The organism is Kitasatospora sp. NBC_01250, assembly GCF_036226465.1.
Lineage (GTDB): Bacteria > Actinomycetota > Actinomycetes > Streptomycetales > Streptomycetaceae > Kitasatospora.
In genome coordinates this window covers 1630470-1649716 of the sequence record NZ_CP108476.1, presented here as the reverse complement: position 1 = coordinate 1649716, position 19247 = coordinate 1630470, and the positions used below count along the sequence as shown (strand labels likewise).

The following is a 19247-nucleotide window of genomic DNA, read 5'->3' as shown; positions in this document are numbered from 1 at the left end:
GAGAATGGGCGCAGCGTCGAGAGCGGTTCCCGGCCCGGCCGCCGCGACGCCGGCACCCTACGGGCGGCCCCGCCGAGGAGGCAACGGCTTGACCGGCACCCTGTGGGCGGCCGGCATCGTCGCCACCGACGAGGCGCTGCTGCACCACGACCCGTACCCGAGCCGGGAGGCCTGGTGCGCGGCCCGGGTCGAGCTGACCGAGGCCCGGCTGGCGCAGTGCGACCCGGCGCTGCCCACGGTGCTGGTCAGCCACTTCCCGCTGCACCGGGAGCCGACCCGGGTGCTGCGCCACCCGGAGTTCGCGCAGTGGTGCGGCACCGAGCGGACCGCCGACTGGCACCGGCGGTACCGGGCCGCCGCCTGCGTCTACGGCCATCTGCACATTCCGCGCACCCTGCTGATCGACGGCGTGCGCTTCGAGGAGGTCTCGGTCGGCTACCCGCGCGAGTGGCGCCCGCGCGGCGGTCCGGCCCGGCCGCGAGCGGTCTTCCCCGCGGCCTGACACCGGTCTTCCCCGCGGCTTGACCTGGCATCAACTGCCCTCACTGGCACCAACTGTGTCGTCCCGTAACGGGCGTATGGCAGTTCCCTGCTGATCCTTGACCGTCCGAATGCCGCCCCCGCATAGTTTCGGGCATGTCCCTGCCCAGTACCGCGGATCGACCCCGAAGCGCTTTCTCCGGCAAGCGCAGTCTCCTTCCAGCGGCGGCCGGACTCGTCCTGCTCGCCGGCCTGACCACCTCCTGCGGTGGTGCGGCCGGGGGCAAGGCGAGCGCCGCCTTCGATCCCGCCACCTGCCAGGGCGGCACGCTGACCGTCCTGGCCCACGTCGGGCAGGGCAAGTTCGACCCGGCGGAGCTCTACACCTCGGGCGGCGGCAAGGTGCCGACCCTGGTGTTCCGCACCCTCACCACCCGCGACCACACCACCGACGGCCCGAACGGCGCCAAGGTCGTCCCGGACCTGGCCACCGACACCGGCGAGCCCAGCCAGGACGCCACGGTGTGGACCTACCACCTCAAGCCGGGGCTGAAGTTCGAGGACGGCACGCCGATCCGCTCGGCGGACATCAAGTACGGCATCGAGCGTTCCTTCGCCCCCGAGCTGCCCGGCGGCCCGCCCTACCTGCGGGACTGGCTGATCGGCGGCGAGCAGTACCAGGGCCCGTACAAGGGCGGCGGCGACCTCGCCTCGATCGAGACCCCGGACGACTCCACCATCATCTTCAAACTCACCAAGCCCGAGGGCGACTTCCCCTACCTGGCCACCGCCACCCAGTTCGCGCCGGTGCCCAAGGACAAGGACACCGGCACCGACTACCAGAAGCACCCGATCTCCTCGGGGCCCTACGAGGTGGTCAGCAACGACAACGGCAAGCAGATGGTGCTGGCCCGCAATCCGTACTGGTCGCGCGGCATCGACGACCAGCGGCTCGCCTGCCCCGACAAGATCGTCTACACCTCGGGGCTGGACCAGTCGGTGATCAACCAGCGGCTGATGGCCAGCAGCGGTGACGACGCCCGCGCGGTCAGCGGCGACACCGACATCGACGCCGGCGTGCTGGCCCGGCTGAACAGCGACTCGGCGCTGCGCAAGCGGGTGGCGGTCGGCACCTTCGGTGAGACCTACTACCTGGCCTTCAACCCGAAGGTGAAGCCCTTCGACAACCCCCTGGTGCGGCAGGCGATTTCGTATGCCGTCGACCGGCAGGCGGTGATCAACGCGGTCGGCGGCACCGCGGTGGCCAAGCCCGCCACCACCTTCCTGCCCGACCAGCCCGCCTTCGGTTACACGCCCTACGACTACTTCCCGGCCGGTGCCGACGGCGACCCGGCCAAGGCCAAGCAGGTGCTGGCGCAGGCGGGTTACCCGAACGGCCTGAGCATCACGCTGAGCCACGACACCGGAACTCCGGAGACCGGCCCGAGTGTTGCCACCGCGGTCCAGCAGGCGCTGGCCAAGGCGGGGATCACGGTGGGCCTCGATCCGTCCGCGGACGACGACTACGACACCAAGATCCAGACGCCCGCCCAGGAACCCGGCTTCTTCCTCTCCGGCTGGGGCGCCGACTGGCCCTCCGGCGGCCCGTTCCTGGCACCGATCTTCGACGGGCGCCAGATCCTCTCCGAGGGCGGCAACTTCAACACCGCCCAGCTCGACGACCCGCAGGTGAACGCCCAGATCGACGCCGCCAACCGGCTCACCGACCCGGCGCAGTCCGCCAAGGCCTGGGGGCAGCTGGACGCCGAACTGGGCAAGCAGGCCTGGCTGGTGCCGCTCTTCCACCCGGTCTACCAGCGCCTGTTCGGCACGGCGGTGAAGAACGCCTACGTCAGCCAGTGGAACGGCGTCTACGACCTGTCCCGGATCTCGGTGAAGTAGGTGGCGACGACCACCGGCACGCTCTGGCGCCGGCTGCGCGCCGACCGGACGGCGCTGGCCGGCCTGGCGGTGGCCGCCCTGCTGGTGCTGATCGCGGTGGCCGCCCCGCTGATCAGCGCCCTGGAGGGGCAGAACCCGACGACCTTCCACAACGAGCTGATCGACTCCGCCACCGGCGGGGTCCCGATCGGCCCGTTCGGCGGCGCCAGCGCCCGGCACTGGCTGGGCGTGGAGCCGGGCACCGGGCGCGACCTGCTCTCCCGGCTGGTCTACGGCGCCCAGATCTCGCTCGCGGTGGCGCTCGGCGCCACCCTGGTGCAGAGCCTGCTGGGGCTGCTGCTGGGCCTGGCGGCCGGGCTCGGCAACCGGCTGGCCGACACCGTGCTGAGCCGCGCGATGGACCTGGTCATCGCCTTCCCCGGCCTGGTCTTCGCGATCTCGCTGATGGCCGTGGTGCCCGGCGGCTTCCCCCGTCCGGTGCTGCTGATGCTGGTGCTCGGGGTGCTGGGCTGGGGCGGTACCGCCCGCCTGGTGCGCGGTCAGGTGCTCACCCTGCGCGGGCTCGACCACGTGGCGGCGGCCAGGCTCGGCGGCGCCCGGCCCTGGCGGATCGCGCGCCGCGAGATCCTGCCCGCGCTCGGCGCCCCGGTGATCACCTACGCGGCGCTGCTGCTGCCGGCCAACGTCACCGCCGAGGCCGGGCTCTCCTTCCTCGGGGTGGGGGTGCGACCGCCCACCGCCTCCTGGGGCCAGATGCTCGCCAGTGCCAGCACCTGGTTCCAGGCCGATCCGACCTTCGTGCTGCTGCCCTCGCTGCTGCTCTTCGCCACCGTGCTCGGCTTCACGCTGCTCGGCGAGGGCGTGCGGGTCGCGCTCGACCCGCGGGCGGTGTCCCGGGTGCGGCGCCCGGGACACCGCCCGCGCGCCGTCCCGGAGAGGACGAACCCGTGATCCGCTTCCTGATCCGACGGATCGTCAGTTCCCTGGTCCTGATGCTGATCCTGTCCCTCGTCGTCTACCTGGTCTTCTACGCGGCCCCGCACGATCCGGCCCGGCTGGTCTGCGGCAAGGGCTGCGACGGGGCCCGGCTGGCGGCGGTGCGGCACAAGCTCGGCACCGACCTGCCGCTCTGGCAGCAGTACTGGCAGTTCCTGCACGGCCTGGTGGCGGGACGGCGGTTCGACGCCGGTGCCGACACCACCACCTGCGCCGCGCCGTGCTTCGGCTGGTCCTTCCAGAGCGACCAGCCGGTGTTCACCCTGATCACCCAGCGGCTGCCGGTGGACGTCTCGCTGGCCGCCGGGGCATCGGTCATCTGGCTGCTGCTCGGCATCGGCACCGGTCTGCTGGCCGCGCTGCGACGCGGCCGGCTCAGCGAACGGGTGCTGACCGGGGTGACGCTGGCGGGCGTGTCGATGCCGGTCTTCCTGGTCGGCCTGCTGCTGATGCTGCTCTTCTGCGCCGAGCTGCAATGGCTGCCCTTTCCGGCCTATGTGCCGATCACCCAGGACCCGTTGGCGTGGGCGGGCAACCTGGTGCTGCCCTGGTTCGCGCTGGCCCTGACCATGGCCGCCGCCTACGCCCGGATGAGCCGCGGGCTGCTGCTGGAGACGCTCGCCGAGGACCACATCCGCACCGCCCGCGCCTACGGCCTCACCGAGCGCCGGATCGTGATCGGCCACGCGCTGCGCGGCGCGCTCACCCCGGTGATCACCATGCTCGCCATGGACCTGGGCGGGCTGATCGGCGGCGCCCAGCTCACCGAGTCCGTCTTCGGGTTCGACGGTGTCTCGCGCCTCCTGGTGGACGCCGTCAACCAGGTCGACCTGCCGGTGGTGGTCGGCGTCACGCTGGTGGCCGGCTTCTTCATCATCCTCGCCAACGCCGCCGCCGACGTCCTCTACGCGGTGGCCGACCCCAGGGTACGGTTGCAGTGAACCAGGTCGCCGAGAATCTCCAACCCCTGCTGGCGGTAGACGACTTGACGGTCGCCTTCGGCGGCCCGGTGACCGCCGTCGATGGCCTCTCCTTCACGCTGGGCGCGGGCGAGTCGCTCGGGCTGGTCGGCGAGTCGGGGTCGGGCAAGAGCACGGTGGCCGCGGCGCTGCTCGGTCTGCACTCCGGCACCGCCGCCACGGTGGCCGGCAGCGTGCGGCTGGACGGGGTGCAGGTGCTGGGTGCCACCGAGCCTCAACTGCGCCGACTGCGCGGCGCCGTGGCCGCGATGGTCTTCCAGGACCCGCTCTCCGCACTCGACCCGTACTGGCCGATCGGCGCCCAGATCGCCGAGGTGTACCGGGTGCACACCGGGGCGAGCCGGGCGGCGGCGGAGCGGCGCGCGGTCGAGGTGCTCGACCGGGTCGGCATCGCGGACGCCGCCCGCCGCTCCCGCGCCCATCCGCACGAGTTCTCCGGCGGCATGCGCCAGCGGGCGCTGATCGCCATGGCGCTCTCCTGCTCACCCAAGCTGCTGATCGCCGACGAGCCGACCACCGCATTGGACGTCACCGTCCAGGCCCAGATCCTCGACCTGCTGCACGAACTGCGGGTCGAGCACGCGATGGCGCTGCTGCTGGTCACCCACGACCTCGCGGTGGTGGCCGGTACCACCGAACGGGTGCTGGTGCTGCGCGACGGGCGGGCGGTGGAGCAGGGGCCGGTGGCCCAGGTGCTGGGCGAACCGCGGGAGCCGTACACCCGCGAGCTGCTCGCCGCCGTGCCGCGCCTGGACCAGCGGCGCCCGGAGGCGCCGGCCCTGCTCGACTCCCGTGGTGACGTGCTGATGAGCGTCCGGGAGTTGCGAAAGGAGTACCCGGGAACGGCGCGCGGAACGCTCGGGCGGCGCAGCCGCCTGGCGGCGCTGGACGGCGTCGACCTCGACCTGCACCAGGGCGAGGCGCTGGGCGTGGTGGGGGAGAGCGGCAGCGGCAAGACCACCCTCGGGCGGCTGCTGGTCAGGCTGCTGGAACCCACCGCCGGACGGATCGAGTGGACCGGTCGCGAGATCGGCCACGCCTCCGAGCGCGCGTTGCGGCCGATCCGCCGTGACCTGCAGATGGTCTTCCAGGATCCGCTCTCCTCGCTCAACGCGCGGCGCACGATCGGCGACGCGATCGCCGACCCGCTGCTGCTGCGCCGTCCCGCGAGCAGCCGCGCCGAAATCCGTGACGAGGTCGGACAGTTGCTGGAACGGGTCGGCCTGGACCCACAGTGGTCAGTGCGCTACCCGCACGAGCTCTCCGGTGGCCAGCGCCAACGCGTAGGCATAGCACGGGCATTGGCGCCAGCGCCGCGGCTGCTGGTGTGCGACGAGCCGGTCTCCTCGCTGGACGTCTCCACCCAGGCGCAGATAGTCCGGCTGCTGGCCGAGCTGCGCGCGGAACTTGGGCTGACGCTGGTCTTCATCGCCCACGACCTCGCGGTGGTCCGCCAGGTCAGCGACCGGATCGCGGTGATGCGCGCAGGCAAGGTGGTCGAACTCGGCCCCGCGGACACGGTCTATGAGCAGCCACGGCACCCGTACACCCGCTCCCTGCTGGCCGCGGTGCCGCTGCTCGATCCGGATGCCGAGCACGAGCGCCGCCGGGTGCGGGCAGCGGGGGTGCTGCGGTCGGCGTGAGGGGCGCGTAGATCGACATGGGTGAAGCGGCGGCGTCGAGAGCGGCGTACGGCGACCTCTGCCCGTTGGCTCGAAACCCACGTTCTCCGAGATTTCCCGGATCCAAGTCCAGCGGCAGGCGCCAGGCTGTCGGGACCCGCTATTCGTCAACGTGACGCAAATTCGCTGGAACAGTCCAGTGAACCCTGACGGTCTGACATGCTGAAGGTCCATAGAGAGAGGCCGCAGCGATGCAGTGGAAGATCCACGGGGAACGTCCGATCTATGAGAACCCCTGGGTGAACGTTTGGCTGGTTGATGTCGAGCAGCCTGACGGGCGCCGTTGGGAACATCACGTGCTGAAGCTGCGGCACTTGGCTGTGACCGCTGTGGTCAACAGCGAGAAGCAGGTTCTCATGATGTGGCGGCACCGCTTCATCACCGACTCGTGGGCGTGGGAACTGCCCATGGGCCTGATCGAGGAGGACGAGACTCCGGCTGAGGCTGCGGCTCGTGAGGCGCTGGAGGAGACGGGCTGGCGGACCGGAGAGGTCAAGCCGCTCATCTACGCTCAGCCGGCGAACGGGATCATCGACTCTGAGCACTTCGTCTTCCGGGCCGAGGCCGTCGAGTACGTGGGGCCACCGACCGAGCGCAACGAGTCGGACAGGATCGAGTGGATTCCCCTGTCCGACCTGCGCGGCATGATCGACCGCCGCGAGATCGTCAGCAGCGGGTCGCTGGTCGGCGTGCTTTACCTGTTGCTCGATGAGGCGGGCATCTGAATCAGTCCGGTGGCACATGTTCCGGGTACTGTCTCTCAAGAGGCTGAGTCGTCAGGCGCAGGCGGCATCATTGCGGACCAGCAGGGAGGGCCACAGTGCTTGAAGAGCGCGAATCGATCGGGAAGCGCATCCGCCGTCAACGACTCCGGCTGGGCATGCCGCAAGCTGACTTCGCGGCTGCTGTGGGTAGGACGCAGGGGTGGGTTTCGAAGGTCGAGCGAGGGTTGATCGAGCTTGATCGCGCCGCCGTCATCAACGAGGTTGCGGCGGCTCTGCACTGCCACCCGAACGACCTGATCGAACGGCCCTTTGTCGCGGGGAAGGCGTCCGAGAATCAGTGGCAGGTGGCTGCGGCATCGATTCTTCGGGAACTGCGCCGCTACGACTTGGTGCCGGTTTTCGACGGAACACCACGCTCTTCGGCGAGTCTGTGGCAGGAGACGGCTCGACTTCACCGACTCCGCGATTCGGCGGCGAACGTCGCGATTCTGCGTGTCTTGCCTGATCTCCTGCGCGAGGCCCGTGCCCTGGCTGAGGCCGCAACGGGCCACGAACGGGAAGAGGCATTCGGGATCTACGCGGTGTGCTGCAAGTTCGCCCACACGGCAGCGCATACCCTCGGCCACCCCGAGTTGATCGCCATGGCTTGCGAACGCGCGGCCTGGGCGGCCGGCCGGTCCGGGGACGCGGTGCTGCCGGCCGTGGCCGACTGGATGCGGGTCTGGGACATGTGGGCCACCGCGGACTGGGAGGACGCGCTGGCACTCTCGGACAAAGCGCTCAGGTCGATTGACTCCGAGTATGAGGCTGGTAAACCCCTCGCGGTCCGGGCCTGGGGCACTCTGCAACTCCGTGCGGCGGTGTCGGCCGCTCGCGCCGGCAACCCCGAGGAGACAGAAGACCGGATCTCCCGCGCGCGGTCAGCGGCAGCCAGGCTGGAGACCACGGATGCTTCCGTGTTCGATCGGCACTCGCTGACCTTCTCCCCCGGGAATGTTCAAATCCACGCCATCTCCGTCCAGTTGGAGATGGGGGACCACGCCAAGGCTCTGATTCTGCACGAGCGTGCAGACCCCGCGCAGGTCGCCACGCTCCCCAACTCCCGGCGTGGTCACTATCGGATGGATCTCGCCCGCGCGTGGCTGTGGGACGGCAACCGGGAGAGAGCACTTGTCGAGCTAGAAGAAGCCGAGCGCATCGCCCCCCAGCTCGTTCGGAACCACCCGATAGCACGGGCCACCCTGCGCAAGATCGTGTACGCCGAGCGAAGCAGTACCCGGGAGAAGCTGCGCCGTATGTCGGACCGCTTCCACCTGGACGGATAGCGGTATTCCTCGGATTCATATTCAGCTGTAATCGGCCGCCTACTGTCTGTTGCATGAGCGGACGACGCATCAACCCCGCAGGCGCGAACGGTCCCGCATCGACCTGGACGCCCCGGTTGGGAGATCTGGCAAGGGACTCGGCCACCGAGCGCACAGGCGTTGTGGTCGACGTGCCCGGCGAGGGCGTCTACTCCTACCACCTTCGCCCCCCGGGCGGTGGAGAGGAGTGGACGGCCCGGCGCGACGGTTCCACCCTCCAGCCGGCCGAGGGGCAGGGGCCACGGCGTACATCGAGTCAGAAGTGCTGCCGGAGTGAGTTGCTCAACATCTCCTCCGGTGGGGAAGACCCACCCGCCGCGACCGCCCTTGAAGCCGGCCCGCAACCCGAGACGGGGGCGCGCTGATGAGTCCGTTGGACACGGCGGCGTTCCCGGTGCCGTACGAGTGGGGTGTCGAGCCCGACGCGGCGGCTGTTCCGGCGGCCCGGCGGTTGATCGTCGACATCGCGCGCTTCTGGAAGGTCCCGCTGTCGGAGGACGCGTTGCGGGATGTGGAGCTGTGCGCGGGCGAGTTGCTGGCGAACGCGGTGGAGCACACCAAGGCCCGGTGCCTGGTGACCGTCCGCTGGACGGGCCTGCGGCTGCGGGTCGAGGTGGCGGACAGCAGCCTGCACCTGCCCGATCCGTCGGCCACACAGGACATGGTCACCGGTGGTCGGGGGCTGCTGCTGGTCGCCGGTCTGGCGCACTCGTGGGGCTGGGCCCCGGCGGGTGCAGGCAAGGTCGTGTGGTTCGAGTGCGCCGCCGACCAGCCGGTGACCGGCGACCAGCGCATTGCCGTCCTGGTGGACGCCGCGCAAGCCAGAACACCATTCACCTCGAAGGGAGCTCACGCGTGAGTACACCTCCCCCGCCGCACCGCCCGCCGATACCCGGTCCGATGCCGCCGGACGGCAATCGCACGGCGGCCTGACCGAGTGCATCGACCAGCGAGTCAAGGAGAGAGCAGATATGGGATGGGGAACCGGTAAGGGTGGAAGCTCCGGCGGCGGCAAGCACGGCGGAGACAAGGACTTCAGCAAGGACAAGCCGTCCAAGGACGGGCAGCGGCCGACGCCGGACCCGAAGCACAAGGGCGGCGCGGAGAAGTGACGCACGATCCCCAGCTTGACGAGCAGGCCGCCTCGCGCGGCCTGCTCCGCTCGGTGACGGCCGACCTCGGGCACGAGATCCCGGACGAGTGGGCCAAGGCGCTCACCGCGGTCCCCCGTCACCTCTTCATCCCCGATCGGATCTGGGTCGGCGACGACAACGAGCCGCTCATCCGCGCGGACGACCCGGCCGGCTGGCTCCGGGCCTCCTGTGCGAACGCTCCTGTGGTCACCCAGGTGAACGACGGGGCGGCCCCGGGGGAGGGTGCGGTGTGGCCGTCCTCGTCCGCGTCCATGCCGTCGGTGGTGGTGCGGATGCTCGAAGACCTCGATGTCCGCGAGGGCATGCGGGTGCTGGAGATCGGAACGGGAACGGGGTGGAACGCCGGTCTTCTCGCGTACCGTCTCGGCGATGCCAACGTGACCTCGGTCGAGGTGGATGCCCAGGTGGCTGCCACCGCCCGTACCGCGCTCGGTGCCGCCGGCCTGCGTCCCGAGGTGGTCTGCGCCGACGGCGGTGGAGGGTGGCCTCCTCGTCAGCCCTTCGATCGGATCATCAGCACGTGCGCGGTCAACCGGGTACCGACGGCCTGGCTCGCTCAGGCGCGCCCCGGCGCGGTCATCCTCACGCCGTGGGAGAACCCGTGGATCGGCTGGGGCACGCTGCGCCTGGTGGTCGGCGACGGCCGCGCCGAGGGCCGTTTCATGCCCTACGGGTCGTTCATGCTGATGCGCTCGCACCGCACGGATCTGCGGATCTTCCGCGACGTGGTGCGTGACGACCACCTGCCGGACGAGTCGACGACCGACCTGGACCCCTGGGTCGTGTCCGGATCGGACGCCGATGTCCAGTTCGCCATGGGCTCCCGGCTCGGCGATGTGTGGCACGCCCGGCAGCACGATCCGGACGTGGACGGTGTCGCGGTGCGGCTGTGGCTGGCCACCACCGACGCCTCCTCATGGGCGGCGGTCGACTGGGACGGGGACCCGGAAGCAACGCGGTTCGCGGTGTGGCAGCACGGGCCCCGCCGGCTCTGGGACGAGACCGAAGCCGGCTACCGCTGGTGGCTCGACAACGACCGCCCCGGGCCCGGCAGGTTCGGCCTCACCCTGACCGGCAACGCTCAGCGCCTCTGGCTGGACGCCCCGGGCACTGTGCTGCCGCGCTTCGGGGAGTCGGTGGCGTGATGGTCCCTGGATACTCGGGAGGTGCGCTCAGCCGCAGAGCGGCGGTGCTCCTTCAGCCGGCCGCGAAGACACCCATGGGTGACGAGCCGTCATAAACTGGACATTGCTTAAGGACTAGACCATTGCAGCGCCTCGGCGCCACACTCTTCGTCATGAACGACGTGACGGCTCTCCTGGGTCGCGAGACGACCCTGCTGCGTTGCCGGGCCGGTCTCGCGGGTGGTGGCGCGGTGCTGCTGACCGGGCCGGGCGGGATCGGGAAGTCCGCGGTGCTGGACGCCATGGCCGCCGAGGCGTCCGCGAGCGGAACGCTGGTGCTGCGCAGCGGTTCCTCGGCGCTGGAGGCCGGGTTGCCGCATCTCGCGCTCTACGACCTGTTCGCGGGCCCGCTCGCGGAGCCGGACGCGCGGGTCGGGGGGCCGGGCGACGGGCTGATAGCCCCGCACCTGCGTGCCGCGCTGGACGTCGCGCTGCTGCGCGCCCCGGCCGGTGAGGGCTCGCCCGGCCGGCCCGCCGGTCCCCGCCCGGATCCCCGCACCGACCGGGCGGTGGACCAACTCGCCCTTCGGGTCGCCGTGCTGGAGCTGCTGCGGGCGCTGGCCGCGCGCCGTCCGGTGCTGCTGGTCCTGGACGACGCGCACTGCCTGGATCAGGAGAGCGCCCGGGTGCTCGCCTTCGCCGCTCGCCGGATCGGCGGGCACCGGGTCCAGGTGCTGGCCACCGAGCGGCTCACCGAGGGAGCCGAGCCCAGCTGTCTCGACCTGCTGCCGGAGCCCGTGACCGAACTCGGGCTGAACCCGCTGCCGCCCGCCGTCATCGATGAACTGCTCCGCACCCGAGGCCGGCTGACGCCGAGCGATCCGGTCACCGGGCGGATCAGGCTGGCCAGCGGCGGCAATCCCGGCTACGCCCTCGAACTCGCTCAGGCGGCAAGCCGCTTGCCGACCGCGATCCGCGCCGACGACCCGCTGCCGGTGCCGCGCAGACTGCACGTCCCGCACGCGGACCGGCTGGCGACGCTGCCGCGCGCGACCCTCGACGCGTTGCTGCAGCTGGGCGCAGTCAGCCGGTTGTCTGCGGCGCACGTAGATCAGGCGGCGCACGCAGGTCATGGCGTTCACGCAGATCATCGGGCTCACGGAGATCATGCGGCACAGGCAGCCCGCCCCGGTGCCGACCGGCAGGCGCTCGCCCCGGCGCTCGCCGCCGGCCTGCTGGTCCACGGGCCGGGCGGCGAGCCGCACTTCGCCCACCCGCTGCTGCGTGAGCTGGTCTACGCCGACGCCACCCCGGAGGAGCGCCGGCAGTGCCACGCCCGCCTCGCGGCAGAGCTGGAGGACCCGCTGGAGCGGGCCCGCCACCGCGCGCTGGCCTGCCCCGAACCGGACCCGGGCCTGGCGGCCGAGCTGGCCGCCGCCGCCCGCATCGCGGTCGATCGCGGGGCGCCCGCACTGGCCGCCGAGCTGGCCCGCCTCGCCGCCGAACGCACGGCCGACGAACCGGAGTTGGCCGCCGACCGACTGCTCGACGCGGCCCGCCACGCGCACGACGCGGGCCAGGGCGAGGCCGCCGAGCAGGCCTGCGCGGCCGTCCTGCGCACCGCCAACCGGGCAGCCCGGGTGGGCGCGCGGCTGCTCCTGGTGCAACTGGCCGGCGGCGACCGGTCGTCGGTGCCCGCGCTGCTCGACGCGGCGCAGGCGGACGCCGGCGAGGACCCGCGGCTGCGTGCCGCCGTCCAGCTGCACCGCGCGGAGCACGCGCTCAGCACCGGGCGCTGTGACCTGGGCCTGGCCGAACTCGCCGAGGCCGAGCGCCACGCGCAGCACAGTGGCGACCCCGAGCAGCAGATCGAGGTGATCGCGCTGCGCACCCCGATCGAGATGCAGCTGCGCCCCGACCGGGTGCTGCCCTCGCTGCGGCAGGCCGCCGCGCTCGCCGCCGGGCGTCCGGCCGCCGCGCTGACCGCCGCCTCGATCCAGGTCCGCTGCTGCCGGGTGGTGTGGCTGCTGCGCGCCGGGTCGGTCACCGAGGCACTGGCGGAGGTCGACGAGCTGCGCCGGGAGGTGGAGGGCGCCGGGCGGCTCAAGGACCTGGCCGACGTGCTGCACCTGGTCGCCTCGGCGAACGAGCGGGCCGGGCGCTGCGCCCAGGCCTACCAGGCCGGCCGCTACGGGGGCCGGCTGCGCCGGGAGCTGGGGCCGACCCCCGCGCCCGGACTGGTGCTCAGCGCGGCGGCCGAGCTCAACGGCGGCACCGTCGAGCGTGCCACCGAGCTGGCCACGGCCGCCGTCCGCGCCGCCGAGGCGGCCGGTGACATCGAGTGGGCCGCCTACGCGGTGGGCCTGCTGGGCCGCGCCGACCTGCTCGGCGGACGCTTCCCGCAGGCCGCCGAGCACCTGGGCCGCTGCCGCTCGCTGCTGCGCGGGCTCGGCTACACCGATCCGGCACTCTTCCTGGTGGACGCCGACCTGGTGGAGGCGCTGTGCGCCTCGGGCGCGCCGGAACGGGCCTGGCGGGCGCTGGAGGAGGCCACCTCGGAGGTCGCCCGGCTGGACCGGCAGGTGCTGCGGCTCGGACTGGCCCGGGCCCGCGCGCTGCTGACGGCGCGGGACGGCGATCCGCGCGGCGCCGCCGACGAACTGCGCGCCCGGCTGCCGCGTGCGCACCCCTACCCGCTGGAGCGCGCCCGCGCGCTGCTCACCCTCGGTGACCTGGAGCGGCGGGCCAGGCGCCGGGCCGCCGCCCGGGCGGACCTGCGAGCGGCGGCCGAGGTCTTCGCCGCCGCGCGCTGCCTGCCCTGGCTGGCCCACACCCAGGAGCGGCTGGCCCGGCTGGACGGGGTCGACGGTCCCGCGCCCGCGCTCAGCGACCTGGAGGGCCGGATCGTCGAGCTGGTGCGCGGCGGCGCGACCAACCGGCAGATCGCCACCACCCTGCACGTCTCGGTCAAGTCGGTGGAGGGCAGCCTGACCCGGCTCTACCGAAGATTCGGCGTGCGCGACCGCACCGAACTGACGGCCCGTCGACTGGTGGGCTGAACGCGCCCGGCGCGGCCGGTGGCGACGGACAGCCATGACGGCGGCCCGTCAAGGGTCTCCCCTCGGAATCGCAAGTCATGGGCAAGGGTGGCACTTTGACTTCGATTCATTGACCGGGCCGGGGTCGCGGGCTACGTTTTGCGCTCGACGCGGCATGCGCAGACCCCCACCCTTCTCACACCGCGTCGTGCCCGCCATCCTCTGCCGCCCCGGCCGTCGCCCCGGTCCCGGTTCGCCGTGCCCGGGTGCCGTGCCGACGGCGCGGGATGCGCTCGCGGGCGACCCCGCCCGCCGAGCACTCGTCCGCCCCCACACCAAGGGCGATGTCCGCCAAGGAGTCCGTATGGACAAGCACCCAACGGAACGCCGATCTCGATCCGCACGACTGGCACCGCTCTCCGTCCTCGGCCTGCTGGTCGTCTCGCTGTCCACGGCCTTCGCCGGCAGCGCGAGCGCCGTCCCGTCCGCCGGGGCCGACGGCTCCGCCGGGGTCTCCGTGACCCGCTCGTGCGCCGCGCCCACCCACCCGGGTGAGCTGGCCTGCCTGGCGCTCAAGCGCACCGACCTCCACCAGCTCGCGCTCTCGCCCGACGCGGCCCACTCCGGCTACGGCCCGACCGACCTGGCCAGCGCCTACAACCTGCCCACCACGGGCGGCTCCGGCCAGACGGTCGGCATCGTGGACGCCCAGGACGACCCGAACGCCGAGTCGGACCTGGCCACCTACCGCTCCACCTACGGGCTGCCGGCCTGCACCACGGCGAACGGCTGCTTCAAGAAGGTCGACGAGAACGGCGGGACCAGCTACCCGACCGGCGACACCGGTTGGGCCGGTGAGATCTCGCTCGACCTCGACATGGTCAGCGCGGTCTGCCCGAACTGCCACATCGTGCTGGTCGAGGCCACCTCGGCGAACATGAGCGACCTGGGCACCGCGGTCAACCAGGCCGTCGCGCAGGGCGCCAAGTTCGTCTCCAACAGCTACGGCGGCTCCGAGGACTCCTCCGACCTCAGCGCGGACAGCCAGTACTTCAACCACCCCGGGGTGGCGATCACCGCCAGCGCCGGTGACTCCAACTACGGTGCCGAGTACCCCGCGACCTCGCAGTACGTGACCGCGGTCGGCGGCACCGCGCTGACCAAGGCGTCCAACGCCCGCGGCTGGAGCGAGAGCGTCTGGAACACCAGTGCCTCCGAGGGCACCGGCTCCGGCTGCTCGGCCTACGACCCCAAGCCGTCCTGGCAGCACGACACGGGCTGCGCGAACCGGATGGAGACCGACGTCTCCGCGGTCGCCGACCCGGCCACCGGCGTCGCGGTCTACCAGACCTACGGCGGCAGCGGCTGGGCCGTCTACGGCGGTACCAGCGCGGCCTCCCCGATCATCGCCTCGGCCTGGGCGCTGGCCGGCGCCCCGAACCCGGGCGACCGCGCCAACCAGTACCCCTACAACCACACGAGCAGCTTCAACGACGTCACCACCGGCAACAACGGCAGCTGCTCGCCGTCCTACTTCTGCACCGCGGGCCCGGGCTACGACGGCCCGACCGGCCTCGGCACCCCGAACGGCGTGAGCGGCTTCACCGCGGGGACCACGACCACCGAGACCGTCACGGTGACCAACCCGGGCAGTCAGAGCAGCACGGTGGGCACCGCGGTGTCGCTGGCGGTCTCCGGTTCCGACTCGGCGGGCAAGGCATTGACCTACAGTGCGACCGGGCTGCCGGCGGGTCTGTCGATCAGCTCCGCCGGTGTGGTCTCGGGGACGCCGACCACGGCCGGTACCTCGAACGTGACGGTGACGGCGAGCTCGGGCAGCGCCTCGGGCAGCACCAGCTTCAGCTGGACCGTCGCCACCGGCGGCGGCGGTGGCTGCACCGGGCTGACGGCGTGGAGCGCGAGCAGCTCGTACGCACCGGGCGACCAGGTCTCCTACAACGGCCACAAGTGGCTCTCGACCTGGTACTCGACCGGGGCCGCCCCGGGCGCGCCGGGCTCCTGGGCCGTGTGGACGGACCAGGGCACGTGCTGACCTGATCAGCAGCGGACCCGGTGGGCGATCGTAGGGGAGAGCGGTGGCCCACCGCAGGGCCGGGCCGCGATGGCGGGGACCATCGCGGCCCGGGCGCGTTCCACCGGCCGACCAGGTGTGACCGGGGCGGCAGGCCGGACCTTTGCCTGCGTCCGCGATACCTGAAAGGCTCCCCTCATGTCTCTGCTGCCCATGAACCCCACCAACTCCACCGGCGCCTGGGTCCGCCCGGTGGTCGCCCGACCGCAGGCCCGCCGTCGGCTCTTCTGCTTCCACCCCGCCGGTGCCGGCGCCCTGCTCTACCGCGACTGGCCGGCCGCCATGCCCGCCGATGTCGAGGTGCTCGCCGTCCAGCTGCCGGGCCGTGAGGCGCGGCTGGCCGAGCCGCACCTGACGGACTACGGGCAGGTCGTCGAGCAGCTCTTCGCGGCGATACGGCCGCTGCTGGACCGTCCCTACGCGCTCTTCGGGCACAGCATGGGCGCACTGATCGCCTACGGCATCGCCATGGCCGCCCCGCGGACCGGCCCGCAGGCGCCCACCCGGCTGACGCTCAGCGGCTGCCCGGGTCCGGGCTCGGCCCCGCGCAAGCCGGGCCGGGCGCGCTGGTCGGACGCGCAGCTGGTCCAGGACCTGCGCGAGATGGGCGGCACCCCGGAGGAGGTGCTGGAGAACGCGGGCCTGCTGGAGCTGATCCTGCCGACGCTGCGGGCCGACTACGCCGTCTACGAGTCCTTCCGGCCCCCGGCCGGCCCGCAGCTGGCCTGCCCGGTCTCCGTCCTCGGCGGGCAGGACGACTCCGTGACGGTCGAGGAGCTGGAGCGCTGGGCGGGCACCACCACCGCCGACAGCTCGGTGCGGCTCTTCCCGGGCGGTCACTTCTTCCTCACCGGGGAGTCCACCCAGGCGGTGTTCGACGCCGTGACCGCCGACCTCGCGGGTCAGAACACCTAGGACCTGGCCGACCGGAACGCCGTCGCCCCGGACCCGGCGCGGGCCCGGGGCGACGGCGTTCCCGCAGGCCCTACTCGCCCAGCCGCTGCGGGTCGGCCGCCAGCATCCGGCGCACCTGGTCGAGCAGCGCGCTCGCGTCCACCCCCTCGCCGCCCGGGCCGCCGCTCGAGCCCTCGGAGTCGCCCCGCAGTGCGTCCGCGATCTCCTTGAACTGCGCGTCCCAGTCGTTCTGGTAGACCTGCTCGTGCTCCTCGGCCGCGCTGGACTGGCGCAGCCCCACCGTCAGGTCCACCAGCTTGCCGATCAGCGCGGTCATCCCGAACGAGAAGAGCCCGAGCACCAGCACCGCCACCAGCTGTTTGCCCAGCAGGTCCCAGCCGCCGCCGTAGAAGACGCCCTTCTTCGCGGTCATCACGCCGGTGGCCGCCAGCCCCACCATCACCATGCCGAACAGCCCGCCCCAGCCGTGGATGCCGACCACGTCCAGTGTGTCGTCCACCCCGAACCGGTACTTCCAGCTGATCGCGAAGGCGCAGGTCAGTCCGGCCAGGAAGCCGATCGCGGCGGCCCAGGCGGGCGTCACGTCGCCGGCCGCCGGCGTCATCGCGACCATGCCGGTGACCGCGCCCATGCACATGTCGAGCAGGCCGACCTGCCGGGTGCGCCAGTAGCCGGTCACCGCCCAGCCCGCCATCGCGGCCCCCGCGGCCAGCTGGGTGTTGACGAAGCCCATCGCCGCCGCGCCCGGCACACCCAGCGACGAGCCGGTGTTGAAGCCGAACCAGCCGAACCAGAGCAGCGCCAGGCCGATCACCACCAGCGGCAGGTTGTGCGGCCGGATCGGCTGGCGCTCGAAGTCCGCGCGCCGCCCGGCGACCACCGCCAGTGCCAGCCCGGCCGCGCCGGAGCTCAGTTCGACCACCGTGCCGCCGGAGAAGTCGACCGCGCCGACCTGCCGGGCCACCCAGCCCTCCGGCGCGAAGACCCAGTGCGCCATCGGGACGTAGACCAGCAGGGTCCAGGCGCAGACGAAGACCAGCCAGCCGCGCATGGTGGCGCGCCCGGCCACCGAGCCGCTGATCAGGGCCACGGTCACGATGGCGAAGGACATGTGGAACACCGAGAAGGTCACGGTGGGGGTGTCGCCGGTGCGCGAGTCGAGCCCGACACCGGTCATGAAGACGTGGTCGAGCCCGCCGATCAGCCCGTGCCCGCCGACGTCGGTGCCGAACGCGAGCGAGTAGCCGACGGTGAACCAGATGACGCTCACCAGCACCACGCAGCCGAAGCACATCTTGAGCATCGCGATGACCTGGCCGGTGCGCACCATGCCGCCGTAGAAGAAGGCCAGGCCCGGCGCCATCAGCAGCACCATGGCGGCGGCCATCATCAGCCAGGCGCTGTCCCCGCTGTTCGTCACTTCTCCTGCTCCCGTCGGGTCAGCACCGCGCGCAGCTCGGCCAGCAGCGCGGCGTCCGCCGCCGGGCTCCGGTCCCCGGTCTCCTCGGCGCCGACCGGGACGGGCACCCGGGCGGCGACCAGGCGCCGGCGGATCTCGGCGATCGTCTCGTCGTCGTAGGCCTGCTCCTCCTCCGCGCCGGGCACGTGCTCGTACTCCTCGGCGGCCCGGAAGCCGACCGTCTTCTCCACGGCCTGGGCGATCAGCCAGGTCACCCCGAAGGAGAAGGCCGCGCAGGCCAGCACGGCGACCGCCTGGCGCCACAGCAGGTCGAGGCCGCCGCCGTAGAACAGGCCCTCGCGGCCGCTCATCCGGGCGGTGGCGAACAGGCCGATGGCCAGGGTGCCCACGATGCCGCCCCAGCCGTGCACGCCCACCACGTCGAGCGTGTCGTCGTAGCGCATCTTGTACTTGAGGTTGATCGCGAAGGCGCAGACCACACCGGCGACGAAGCCGATCACCAGCGCGCCCACCGGCGAGACCTCGCCGCAGGCCGGGGTGATGGCGACCATGCCGGCCACCGCCGCCGAGGCGACCCCCAGCATCTCGACGTGCCCCAGCCGCCACTTCTCGATCAGCGGCCAGCCCACCATCGCGCCGCAGGCGGCCAGTTGGGTGTTGAGGAAGGCCATCGGCGCGTTGTGCACGTCCTGCAGCGCGGAACCGGCGTTGAAGCCGAACCAGCCGAACCAGAGCAGCGCGAGGCCGACCACCACCAGCGGCAGGTTGTGCGGGCGGATCGGCTCGCGCTCGAAGTCCCTGCGCTTGCGGACCACGATTGCCACCGCAAGCCCGGCCGCACCGGAGTTGATCTCCACCGGCAGGCCCCCGGCGAAGTCGAGCGCCCCCAGGTGCCGGGTGATCCAGCCGTCGGGCGCGAACACCCAGTGCGCCATGGGCACGTAGACGAAGAGCGTCCAGGCGACGACGAACCAGAGCCAGCCGCGCATGGTGGCGCGGCCGGCGATCGAGCCGCTGATCAGCGCCACGGTGATGATGGCGAAGGCCATCTGGAAGCAGGAGAAGATCACGGTCGGGATGGAGCCGGTGCGGCTGTCCAGGCCGACGTCGTGCATCATCCAGTGGGCCGGGGAGCCGATCAGGCCAAGGCCCCCGACGTCCTTGCCGAAGGCCAGGCTGTAGCCGATCGCCAGCCAGAGCAGGGTGACCAGGGCCAGGCAGACGAAGCTCATCTTGAGCATCACCAGCACGTGTTTGGTCTTGACCATGCCGCCGTAGAAGAAGGCCAGGCCGGGGGTCATCAGCAGCACCATCGCGGTGCTGGCCATCAGCCAGGCGGTGTTGCCCGTGTCGAGCGTGGTTGGCATCCGAGGAT

General features: G+C 72.1%; 14 protein-coding genes and 1 pseudogene. 13 read left to right on the top strand and 2 right to left on the bottom strand.

Annotation, left to right across the window (positions count from 1 at the left end; translation table 11 throughout):
- Window positions 1-109 precede the first annotated feature (109 nt).
- From OG500_RS07360 to OG500_RS07300, 13 genes and pseudogenes are all read left to right on the top strand, one after another.
- Window positions 110-502 (top strand): annotated as a pseudogene (locus OG500_RS07360) (metallophosphoesterase); the annotation flags it as partial.
- A 134-nt stretch (window positions 503-636) separates the two neighbouring features.
- Window positions 637-2382: an ABC transporter substrate-binding protein gene (locus OG500_RS07355; RefSeq protein ID WP_329577908.1), complete on the top strand. Its 1746-nt coding sequence runs from the start codon at window positions 637-639 to the stop codon at window positions 2380-2382.
- Window positions 2383-3333: an ABC transporter permease gene (locus OG500_RS07350; protein WP_327065589.1), complete on the top strand. Its 951-nt coding sequence runs from the start codon at window positions 2383-2385 to the stop codon at window positions 3331-3333.
- Entirely contained in the window at window positions 3330-4319 is a 990-nt protein-coding gene (locus OG500_RS07345; RefSeq protein ID WP_329577906.1) for an ABC transporter permease, read from the top strand. The genes OG500_RS07350 and OG500_RS07345 overlap by 4 nt, the downstream gene beginning before the upstream one ends.
- Window positions 4316-6001 (top strand): ABC transporter ATP-binding protein, encoded by a 1686-nt coding sequence (locus OG500_RS07340; RefSeq protein WP_329577903.1) that lies wholly within the window; start codon window positions 4316-4318, stop codon window positions 5999-6001. Before OG500_RS07345 ends, OG500_RS07340 begins: the two co-directional genes overlap by 4 nt.
- A gap of 230 nt (window positions 6002-6231) precedes the next feature.
- Complete coding sequence (locus tag OG500_RS07335; protein WP_329577899.1) at window positions 6232-6765, top strand: NUDIX domain-containing protein; 534 nt, start codon at window positions 6232-6234, stop codon at window positions 6763-6765.
- Window positions 6766-6860: 95 nt separating this feature from the next.
- Window positions 6861-8090, top strand: a complete 1230-nt coding sequence (locus tag OG500_RS07330) for a helix-turn-helix domain-containing protein (protein ID WP_329577896.1) — start codon at window positions 6861-6863, stop codon at window positions 8088-8090.
- A 403-nt stretch (window positions 8091-8493) separates the two neighbouring features.
- Window positions 8494-8988 carry an ATP-binding protein gene (locus tag OG500_RS07325; RefSeq protein ID WP_329577893.1) on the top strand — a complete coding sequence of 165 codons (495 nt, stop codon included), beginning with the start codon at window positions 8494-8496 and terminating at the stop codon, window positions 8986-8988.
- 112 nt (window positions 8989-9100) lie between these two features.
- Complete coding sequence (locus tag OG500_RS07320; protein ID WP_329577890.1) at window positions 9101-9241, top strand: hypothetical protein; 141 nt, start codon at window positions 9101-9103, stop codon at window positions 9239-9241.
- Entirely contained in the window at window positions 9238-10428 is a 1191-nt protein-coding gene (locus OG500_RS07315) for a methyltransferase domain-containing protein (protein ID WP_329577888.1), read from the top strand. Before OG500_RS07320 ends, OG500_RS07315 begins: the two co-directional genes overlap by 4 nt.
- A 152-nt stretch (window positions 10429-10580) precedes the next feature.
- Window positions 10581-13466, top strand: a complete 2886-nt coding sequence (locus tag OG500_RS07310) for a helix-turn-helix transcriptional regulator (RefSeq protein WP_329577885.1) — start codon at window positions 10581-10583, stop codon at window positions 13464-13466.
- Window positions 13467-13809: 343 nt separating this feature from the next.
- Window positions 13810-15498, top strand: a complete 1689-nt coding sequence (locus tag OG500_RS07305) for a hypothetical protein (protein WP_329577882.1) — start codon at window positions 13810-13812, stop codon at window positions 15496-15498.
- Between the two features lie 177 nt (window positions 15499-15675).
- Window positions 15676-16452, top strand: a complete 777-nt coding sequence (locus tag OG500_RS07300) for a thioesterase II family protein (RefSeq protein WP_327065579.1) — start codon at window positions 15676-15678, stop codon at window positions 16450-16452.
- Window positions 16453-16522: 70 nt separating this feature from the next.
- Here OG500_RS07300 and OG500_RS07295 read toward each other — a convergent pair whose 3' ends face one another.
- On the bottom strand, window positions 16523-17872 hold the full coding sequence (locus tag OG500_RS07295; RefSeq protein WP_329577879.1) for an ammonium transporter: 1350 nt from the start codon (window positions 17870-17872) through the stop codon (window positions 16523-16525).
- Window positions 17869-19239: an ammonium transporter gene (locus tag OG500_RS07290; protein ID WP_329577875.1), complete on the bottom strand. Its 1371-nt coding sequence runs from the start codon at window positions 19237-19239 to the stop codon at window positions 17869-17871. The genes OG500_RS07295 and OG500_RS07290 overlap by 4 nt, the downstream gene beginning before the upstream one ends.
- Window positions 19240-19247 lie beyond the last annotated feature (8 nt).

Bases quoted from the DNA above. Each gene is read 5' to 3' on its own strand.
- OG500_RS07355 (WP_329577908.1), top strand. From the start codon at position 637: ATGTCCCTGCCCAGTACCGCGGATCGACCCCGAAGCGCTTTCTCCGGC.
- OG500_RS07335 (WP_329577899.1), top strand. From the start codon at position 6,232: ATGCAGTGGAAGATCCACGGGGAACGTCCGATCTATGAGAACCCCTGG.
- OG500_RS07325 (WP_329577893.1), top strand. From the start codon at position 8,494: ATGAGTCCGTTGGACACGGCGGCGTTCCCGGTGCCGTACGAGTGGGGT.
- OG500_RS07320 (WP_329577890.1), top strand. From the start codon at position 9,101: ATGGGATGGGGAACCGGTAAGGGTGGAAGCTCCGGCGGCGGCAAGCAC.
- OG500_RS07310 (WP_329577885.1), top strand. From the start codon at position 10,581: ATGAACGACGTGACGGCTCTCCTGGGTCGCGAGACGACCCTGCTGCGT.
- OG500_RS07305 (WP_329577882.1), top strand. From the start codon at position 13,810: ATGGACAAGCACCCAACGGAACGCCGATCTCGATCCGCACGACTGGCA.
- OG500_RS07300 (WP_327065579.1), top strand. From the start codon at position 15,676: ATGTCTCTGCTGCCCATGAACCCCACCAACTCCACCGGCGCCTGGGTC.
- OG500_RS07290 (WP_329577875.1), bottom strand. From the start codon at position 19,239: ATGCCAACCACGCTCGACACGGGCAACACCGCCTGGCTGATGGCCAGC.